This is a genomic window from Microbacterium umsixpiens (assembly GCF_053543675.1).
In genome coordinates this window covers 7112-10071 of record NZ_JBLVOH010000019.1, presented here as the reverse complement: position 1 = coordinate 10071, position 2960 = coordinate 7112, and the positions used below count along the sequence as shown (strand labels likewise).

General features: G+C 65.5%; 3 protein-coding genes. All 3 read right to left on the bottom strand.

Annotated features, from left to right (window positions below):
- Window positions 1-51 precede the first annotated feature (51 nt).
- Window positions 52-375, bottom strand: coding sequence for a thioredoxin (trxA, locus tag ACNPM4_RS01740; RefSeq protein ID WP_021201395.1), 324 nt, complete (start codon window positions 373-375; stop codon window positions 52-54).
- A gap of 66 nt (window positions 376-441) precedes the next feature.
- Complete coding sequence (gene trxB / locus ACNPM4_RS01735; protein ID WP_448984488.1) at window positions 442-1416, bottom strand: thioredoxin-disulfide reductase; 975 nt, start codon at window positions 1414-1416, stop codon at window positions 442-444.
- 119 nt (window positions 1417-1535) lie between these two features.
- Window positions 1536-2960: murein biosynthesis integral membrane protein MurJ (gene murJ / locus ACNPM4_RS01730; protein ID WP_448984487.1), on the bottom strand; the 1425-nt coding region annotated here is incomplete at its 5' end.

Here is a 2960-nt window from a genome sequence, read left to right as displayed (position 1 = left end):
ACGAAACGGCCGCCACCCCCGAGGGGATGGCGGCCTTTCGACGTCAGAGGATCAGCCGATGAATGCGGCGAGGTCCTTCTCGAGCGCGAACTTCGGCTTCGCACCGATGATGGTCGTCTTGACCTCACCACCGTGGAAGACCTTCATCGCCGGGATCGACGTGATCTGATACTTCATCGCCAGCTCGGGGTTCTCGTCGACGTTGAGCTTGAGGATGGTGATCTTGTCGGGGTTGTCGGCCTGGATCTCGTCCAGAACCGGCGCGACCATGCGACACGGACCACACCACTCAGCCCAGAAGTCCACCAGCACCGGACCGTCGGCCTGCAGAACGTCCTGCTCCCAGGTCGCCTGGCTCGTAGCCTTTGCACTCATCAGAGTTCTCCTTGATTGGGGTTCGCCTGCTACAACAGCAGACGAGGGAAAAGTGTTCCCGCCGCCTCAGGCGACGATGATCTCGGCGGCCTCCGCAGCCGGAACCTCCACGGAGGCATCCTCGAGATCAGTGAGGAAGTGCTCCGCATCCAGGGCCGCGACCGTACCGGTCCCGGCAGCCGTGATGGCCTGGCGGTATGTCGGGTCGATCACGTCGCCGGCGGCGAACACGCCGGGAACCGAGGTCTTCGACGAACGGCCGTCGACCCAGATGGTGCCCTCGGCCGTCAGCTCGAGCTTGTCGTGCACGAGGTGCGTGCGCGGGTCGTTGCCGATCGCGATGAAGAGTCCATCGATGGGAAGGTCGCTGAGCGTGCCGTCGATCGTGTTGCGCAGCTGCACACCGGAGACGGAATCGCCACCGAGGACCTCGGCGACCTCGCTGTTCCACACGAACTCGATCTTCTCGTTCGCGAACGCGCGCTCCTGCATGATCTTCGAGGCACGCAGGGTGTCCTTGCGGTGGATCACGTAGACCTTCGAGGCGAAACGGGTGAGGAACGTGGCCTCTTCCATGGCGGAGTCGCCACCGCCGACGACGGCGATCGTCTTCTCGCGGAAGAAGAACCCGTCGCAGGTGGCGCACCAGGAGACGCCGTAGCCGGAGAGACGCTCCTCACCGGCGATGTCGAGCTTGCGGTAGGCCGAGCCGGTCGCGTAGATCAGCGACTGCGTCTCGTGCACGGCACCGGAGCCGAGCGTGACCGTCTTGACGGGGCCGTCGAGGTCGAGCTCGGTGACGTCGTCGTAGAGGACCTCGGTGCCGAACTTCTCGGCCTGCTCCTGGAACTTCGCCATCAGCTCGGGACCCTGGATGCCCTCGGGGAAGCCCGGGTAGTTCTCGACCTCGGTGGTGTTCATGAGCTCGCCGCCGACCTCGACCGAACTCGCGATGAGCAGCGGCTTGAGGTTGGCCCTGGCCGCGTAGATGGCAGCCGTGAATCCGGCGGGGCCGGAGCCGATGATGATGACCTGACGCATGTGCTCTCCGTCTTAGAAACTGCGGTCGAATGACCTTCGACTGCTTCAACCCATGGTAACCGCGCGGCATTCCCTCGCCAGTGTGCGCCACCGGGCTGGGAGACGGCTCCGCGCGCGGATCAGCGGCCGGGCAGGAAACGCCGGACGAGGGAGCCTGCCGCCTTGAGCTCGGGGGCGCGCATGAGGGCGAGGATCGCGACGTAGACGACCACGACCGTGAGGCCGATGATGGCGGTGCCGATGGCTCCTTGGATCTTGTCGTCCATCGTCCAGCCCGCGGTGCTGCCCAGGAGTGCGAAAGCGCCCCATCCGGCCAGACCCGCGGGGACGCCGGCAACCGCGAAGCGACCGATGGCTGACATCCAGGAGCGGATTCGCAGGCCGCCGATCTTTCGGTGCAGCAGCCAGGTGGCCACAACCGTCTGCAAGATGCTGGCGATCGACTGCCCGAGTGCGACCGCAGCGGCGAGAGCGGTGATCGGGATGATGCCCGCCTCGCGCATCCCGAGCGCGATGAGGGCGGTGACCACGATGAGGACGCACTGGAAGATCGTGAACCAGAACGGGGTACGCGTGTCGTCGTACGCGTAGAACGTGCGCTGGACGATGAACAGGATCGTGAGCGGGATGAGGCCGACGAGATAAGCGATCAGCACCAGAGCCGCCGCCTGGGCATCCGCCGCCGAGTCGGTGAACACGCGCGAGGCGGGAATGGCCGCGGCCGCGACGGCGGCGGTGGCTGCGACGATGAAGAACAACAGAGTACGGATGCTTCGTGCGATGTCGGCGCGGACCTCATCGTCGCGCCCGGCAGCGGCGTGCCCGCTGATCTGAGTGAAGTAGGGAGTGCCGATCGATAGCACGATCACTGAGTACGGGAGCATGAAGATGAGCCATGCGTTCGCCGTCACCGTGGCGGAGGCACCGAGACCGGCGACCTCACTGACGATGTAACCCTGAAGGACTCCGGCGGAGAGGCTCGCGAAAGCCATGAGGAAGGTCCAGCCCGCCAGGCGTCCGACATTGCCCAGACCCACACCGCGCCAGTGGAAGTCGGGCTTCAGAGCGAGACCCGTTCGACGCCAGAACACCAGCAGCACGACAGCCTGCAGCGCGATGCCCAGCGTGGCCGTGGCACCGAGCAGAGTGATCATCTCCGGCGTCCAGTCCGCCGCCTTTGTGGACACCGGACCGAAGAGAGCACCGAGTGCGAGGAAGCCGGCGATGGACACGATGTTGTTGACGACAGGTGCCCACGTGAACGGACCGAAGATCTTCCGCGCGTTGAGGGCCTCGCCGAGCATCGCGTAGAGACCGTAGAGAAGGATCTGTGGCAGGCACCAGTACGCGAGTGCCGTGGCGAGGGCGAGAGTGGACTCGTTCGCCTTGCCGGCAACCAGATGCACCAGCCACGGCGCCGCCGCGGTCGCAATACCCGTCACGACGACCAGAACGACGGTGCCGAGGGTGAACAGCTTGGAGATGAATGCGTTGCCGCCGTCGGCGTCCGCCGTCGCCTTGACGATCTGCGGGACGATCACGGC